Source organism: Sulfurovum sp. bin170 (genome assembly GCF_010892395.1).
Classification (GTDB): Bacteria; Campylobacterota; Campylobacteria; order Campylobacterales; family Sulfurovaceae; genus UBA1140.
In genome coordinates, this window is record NZ_JAACKB010000001.1 from 1 (window position 1) to 5,993 (window position 5,993).

Below are 5,993 nucleotides of genomic sequence, written 5' to 3' on the forward strand. Positions count from 1 at the left end.
AGGTGCTAACATCAAATTCCCCCCCCCTACTATTTGCAAATCATCACAAAATCTGATATTTTATACAATGCTTTCATTGCTGTGATTATTTTATTTTAATTCTTTATGTTTTGAATATACAATCCAATAATATAACTACAGCAATAGAGTGATTTTAAAAATATGGGAGAGTGCTTAATGAGTAATCATGATGTAATTTCAACCGATGTGTTAATTGTAGGAGGTGGACCTTCTGGACTAGCTACTGCAATTGAACTGGCAAATCAGTTGAAAGAAAAAGGCGAAGAGAAGAGAATAATGCTCATCGAAAAAGGTAGTGAGATTGGTTCACATATCCTGTCAGGTGCAGTAATTAGACCAAAGGTATTTAAAGACCTTCTAACAGCAGAGGAGTTTGATGGGATTCCATTTGACTCACAAGTTACTACAGATGTTACTGTAAAATTGAATGATAGTGGAGAGATGGTACTTCCATTCCATCCACCATACATGAACAATGATGGCAACTACATAGCATCACTTGGGAAGGTTTGTAAATATTTAGCTACTATCGCAGAGGCAAAAGGTGTAGAGATATATACAGGTTTTTCGGTTGATGATATGCTCTACAATGCTGATGGCAAAGTAGCAGGTGTCAAAACCAAAGATACAGGTCTTGACCACAATGGAGAGAAGCAGAAGAACTACCAAGAGGGTACAGTTGTTGAAGCTAGTATTACAGTTTTGGCAGAGGGTACAAGAGGAAGTCTTGCTAAAAAAGTAATTGATAGATTTAACTTGGACTCAGGGAAGAACCCACAGATTTACTCTCTTGGTGTAAAAGAGATTTGGTCAGTGCCAGAGGGTAATATCGAAGCAGGTGCAGTTTACCACACATTTGGCTTCCCATTAAAAGACAAATCAGAATTTGGTGGTGGATTTATCTATGGTCTGACTGACAATAGAGTAGCTCTTGGATTGGTTGTTGGACTTGACTATGCAGACCCAAGTTTTGATACACATGCAGCGATGCAGATTTGGAAAACTCACCCATATGTCTCTAAGTTTTTAGAGGGTGGAAAAGTTATTGAGTTTGGTGCAAAAACACTGCCAGAGGGTGGATGGAACTCCATGCCTAAGTACTTTGATGACAATTTAATGATTGTTGGGGATAGTGCTGGATTCTTGACTACTGCTAGACTTAAAGGAATTCACCTAGGTGTTCGTTCAGGTATCTGTGCCGCGAGAACTGCTATGAGTGCATTTGAAAAAGGTGACACTAGCAAAAATACTCTTGTTGAGTATGAAGAGAGAGTTAACAAAAGCTTTATCTATAAAGAGATGTACCCAATTAGAAACATGAGAGCTGTTATGAATGACGGTATGGTTCTAGGTGGACTCAAAATGGGTGTTCAACTTGTTACTGGTGGTACTTGTCTATTTGTACCTAAGACTATCTCTGATGCTGATGAGACTCAAAAGATTAGCGACTACAAAGGTGTTCCATTTACAGAGAGATTTGCAGGTAAACTAGAGTGGGATAAGAAGATTACATTTGATAAAGTAACTGGTGTATTTCACTCAAAAGCGATGCATGATGAGCATCAGCCTGTTCACCTTGTAGTGAATAATCAAGCCCAGTTCCAATCTTCTAATATCGAAGAGTATGGATTGCCTGTAGCGGCTGCTTGTCCTGCTGAAGTTTATGAGCTTCATACCGACAGAAATACAGGTGCTAAATCGTTAAGACTCCACGCAGAGAACTGTGTACACTGTAAAACATGTGACATCAAATCACCAAACGGTGGAATAACTTGGACTACACCTTATGGTGGTGATGGCCCAGAATATAGTAATATGTAAGCAGAAGGAGTAGAAAATATGACAATAATTAGTTTAATGAAACAGGTACCACTACCATCTGAGATGAGAATGGGTGATGATGGTTTAATGGATAGAACAAAAGCGAAGTCGATTATTAATATCGACTGTCAATATGGTTTGGAAGCTGGTCTTCAAATCAAGAGCGAGTACCCAGATGCGAAACTTATCGTATGTTCAATGGGACCTCCATCGTTTAATGAATCGCTAGAGAATGCTTTAGCGATGGGTTATGATGAAGCGTATCTGCTTAGTGATAGAAGATTAGGTGGGTCAGATACCTACGCTACTGGTCTTGCTATCTCTCATATGTTAAAACATCTAGGATATGGAAAAGGTCTTGATGAAGATTTCATCATCGTTGCAGGTCGTCAGACAAGTGATGGTGATACAGCTCATGTACCTTCACAAGTTGCTGAATTTATGGGAATCCCACAGGGAACATTTATAGAAACAGCTGATTTTGTAGATGGTAAAGTTCATGCAAAGAGAATTATCGAAGGTGGTTATCAGATGATGAGCCTTCCACTCCCTTGTGCGATGAGCTTCACTCCAACAGGAATTGACCCAAGAAGAGCAACACTAAGTGGAGCTGTAAAAGCTAGAAAAGCTGAAATCAAGATGTTTAATATTGATGATGTAAATCTAGGAACAGAGCTTATCGGACTTGGAACTCCAGGTGAAAGTGGCTCTCCAACTATCGTATCAAAAGTGGCAACAATCAAGAGTGAAAGAGCTCCTGCAAAAATTGCAGAGGGTCACAATGAGGTAGAGTTGGTTGATTCACTTCTAGCTCATATGAAAGATGGTAAAAATACCATTGAAGTAAAAGCCAAAAAAGCTAAAAAAGCCAAAAAAGTAGATGACACACTCAAAAGAATCGACTTTAGAAAAGGTGCTTCTGGTATCTTGACATGGGCAGAGATTGTAAAAGGTGAGATTTCGAGACCATCTTTGGAGCTTTTGACACCTGCTAGAGACCTTGCAAACTCTCTTGAAGAGGGGACAAAAGTTACAACTCTTCTGATTGGTAAAGATATTGGAGGTTTGGCACAAGAGCTTATCTATCATGGTGCTGATGAGGTGATTGTGGTTGATGATGAGAGACTTGAAGAGTATAGAATTCTGCCATTCTCTGAAACTTTTGCACAAGTGATTAGAAAAATTGACCCAGAGATTGCACTATTTGCGGCAACTACTGCTGGACGAGAACTTGCTCCAAGAATTGGTGTAAAAACAGACTCAGGTGTAACAGCTGACTGTACTGAACTACTTATTGGTGAGCATAAACACAGAAACAGAGAGACCAAAGAGCAAGTTATCTATGGTCCAATCTTGGAGTCAAGAAGACCAACTTATGGTGAGTCTAAACTGGCTACTATTATCGGTTTTGTATGTCCTCAAATCTCAACTGCGAGAGCAGGAACATTTGAAGTACCAGATAGAGATGAGAGCAAAGAGGGTGTGATTTCCCAGTTTACACCAACATTAGATGAGTCAGAGTTTGTATCTGAAATCATCGAAACCGTTATCGGTGAGGGTGGAATGCAAGGTCTCTTTGAAGCTGATATCATCGTAGCAGGTGGACGAGGAACTACAAGTGATGGTATGCAGATGGTAAAAGACTTAGCAGAAGCACTTAAAGAGCAAGGCGTTAACGCTGAGTGGGCTGCGAGTCGTGTTATGGTTGATGAGGGTGTATCAGAGTATGCTAGACAAATTGGTCAAACAGGTAAAACAGTAAGACCAAAAGTTTACATCGCTATTGGTATCTCTGGTGCTGTTCAGCACATTGCAGGGATGAAAGAGTCTGATACTATTGTAGCGATTAATAACAATGCCAAAGAGACTATTTTTGCAAATTCTGACTTTGCTATTGTGGGTGACTATGCTGATGTGGTTCCAGTGCTTATCGAAAAGGTAAAAGCTGGATTTACATTTGGATTGTAGGGGTCAACCCGTGTGTTGACCCTTTAATTTCAAAGGGCAGACACATGGGTCTGCCCCTACAAATAAAAATAAAATTTCAAAGGTTAATAATATGACAGGAAGAAAAGTAGCAATAGTAGGAGCAGGAGCCGTAGGAGCAAGTGCAGCGTATGCTTTGGCATTGAGTGGAACATGTCATGAGATTTTACTCTATGATATTTTCCCAGAAGTAGCCATAGGTAAAGCGATAGATATAGCACAAGCAACTAACTACGCTCCAAGAGGTACAATTGTAAGAGCCGCGATTAAACCAGAAGATTTGAGTGAGTGTGATGTGGTCGTAATTACCGCAGGTGTTCCAAGAAAAAAAGATATGACCAGAGCTGACCTGCTTAATATCAATGCTGGTATTGTTAAAGAGGTTACAGAGTATATCAAAGAGTACTCGCCAAATGCGATTATCCTTTGTGTCTCAAACCCTCTTGATGTTATGACCTATGTGGTACATCAAGTGACAGGTTGGGATAGAAATAGAATCATTGGTATGGGTGGAGCATTGGATAGTTCAAGAATGTCGTATCAAATCTTTCAAAAAACAGGATTTGGTGCAGCACAAACTCGTTCTATCGTCATCGGTGACCATGGTGAAAATATGATACCTTATCCAGAAGTAACAGGTGTTGGTGGTATGCCTTTGACTCAAATTTTATCAAAAGAGGATATTGCTGATATTGTTGATAAAACTAAAAATGGTGGTGCTGAGATTGTAAAATATCTCAAAACATCTGCATTTTACGCTCCTGGTCGTGCTATCTCATTTATGATTGAAGCAATTTTGAGTGATGAAGAGAAAGTAATACCAAGTTGTGCTATGCTTGATGGTGAGTATGGTTATACAGATATTACAGTTGGTGTTCCATGTGTTATTGGTGCGAATGGTGTTGAGAAGATTATTGAACTTGATTTTGATGAAGATACCAAAGCTAAATTTGCTAAATCTGTTGAGTCTATTAGAGAAAATATAGAGATCTTACGAGATGGTGGATTTTTTGATAAGCTCTAGGCTATCATAAAGATTAAAGCTAGAGATTATTCTCTAGCTTCATCTATTTAGATATTTTCACAGTCAAATAGTTAACCGCAATAGATATATCAGAGAGACCTTCACTTCTATCTTCAAGTATATTAAAATACTCAATATCAAAATCTATCTCTTTGAAATAGTTATCAAGAGCAATAGATAGCAACTCATCTTTTCTTTTAAAATCAAGCAGATCTTTAGTCGCCTTTGCTGTAATTGACCTAACAATAGTATCAAGTTGATTCTTGATTATCATATCATTTGGATGGGTAAGCTCTTTGTTCTCTAGTGCCATTACAAAATCTACAATTTTTAACTTTTTGCTAATACAGAAGAATGCCTCTATCACCTCATGGAAAGTGTGTGTTGAGCTAAACTCAATCTTTAGAATCTCTGCAATAAATTTAATATGCCCAATCATATTGAGGAAGAAATTTAGCTCTACATCCAGACCTCTAAATTTGATAGAGTGGTTAGATATAACTTTCTCCAAAATATTTTGAACAGCACCTTTATACGATAAGATCGTAGTGAAGTTTAACTCCTCCCCATCTAGCTCTATCATAGAGTTTAGAGCATAAGCGATTGAGTTCTCTATACTTATAAATGCTCTATATTGGTTCTCGGTTGAGATAGTGAAATCACTAGCAAAGAGTAGTTTTCTAGCATCTGTCGCATCAAATAGTCTATTGAGAATCAGATAAGATTTTATCTTCATTAGAAACTTATCAGCTCCTAGTTCATCAAAATCAGAGATAAAAGTAGAACCAGTTGCATTGATGATTTTATTTGAGACTATCAGAGCTACTATCTCTTTTTTGAGAGGGTGCAGAGAGAGTTTCTCATCAAATCTTGCCACAAAAGCTTTTGGAAAATATTTGTGGAAATAGTAATCAAATGCCTTATCCTCTATCATATCTGATTCAAGCAGAAGCTGTTGTAGAAATATCTTTGAATAGAGAGTCAAAGTTGCCAACATTGGTCTAATTATCTTGCCATCATAGGTCTCTAGTTTTTTAAGCAGAAAATCTCTCTTATTAAAAATCTCAACATGTTTCTGTAGCACCTCAACTGCCTCTTGAAATGAGTCAAAATTCTCTTTTGACCTCTCCTCATCAAGTGA

The 5,993-nt window shown here is 38.1% G+C and carries 4 protein-coding genes; 3 read left to right on the plus strand and 1 reads right to left on the minus strand.

Going from position 1 to position 5,993, the window contains the following annotated elements:
- Positions 1 to 177 precede the first annotated feature (177 nt).
- The 3 genes from GSY74_RS00005 to GSY74_RS00015 all read left to right on the plus strand — a co-directional run bounded on the left by GSY74_RS00005 (position 178) and on the right by GSY74_RS00015 (position 4,852).
- On the plus strand, positions 178 to 1,842 hold the full coding sequence (locus GSY74_RS00005; protein WP_164663057.1) for an electron-transfer flavoprotein:ubiquinone oxidoreductase: 1,665 nt from the start codon (positions 178 to 180) through the stop codon (positions 1,840 to 1,842).
- Between the two features lie 18 nt (positions 1,843 to 1,860).
- On the plus strand, positions 1,861 to 3,810 hold the full coding sequence (locus GSY74_RS00010; RefSeq protein ID WP_223157409.1) for an FAD-binding protein: 1,950 nt from the start codon (positions 1,861 to 1,863) through the stop codon (positions 3,808 to 3,810).
- A 91-nt stretch (positions 3,811 to 3,901) separates the two neighbouring features.
- The gene (locus GSY74_RS00015; protein ID WP_164663058.1) at positions 3,902 to 4,852 is read left to right on the plus strand and encodes a malate dehydrogenase; all 951 of its coding nucleotides are present in this window, start codon (positions 3,902 to 3,904) and stop codon (positions 4,850 to 4,852) included.
- 43 nt (positions 4,853 to 4,895) lie between these two features.
- On the opposite strand, the gene GSY74_RS00020 is transcribed toward GSY74_RS00015, so the two are convergent.
- On the minus strand, positions 4,896 to 5,993 hold a 1,098-nt coding region (locus GSY74_RS00020), incomplete at its 5' end, for an NAD-glutamate dehydrogenase domain-containing protein (RefSeq protein WP_164663059.1).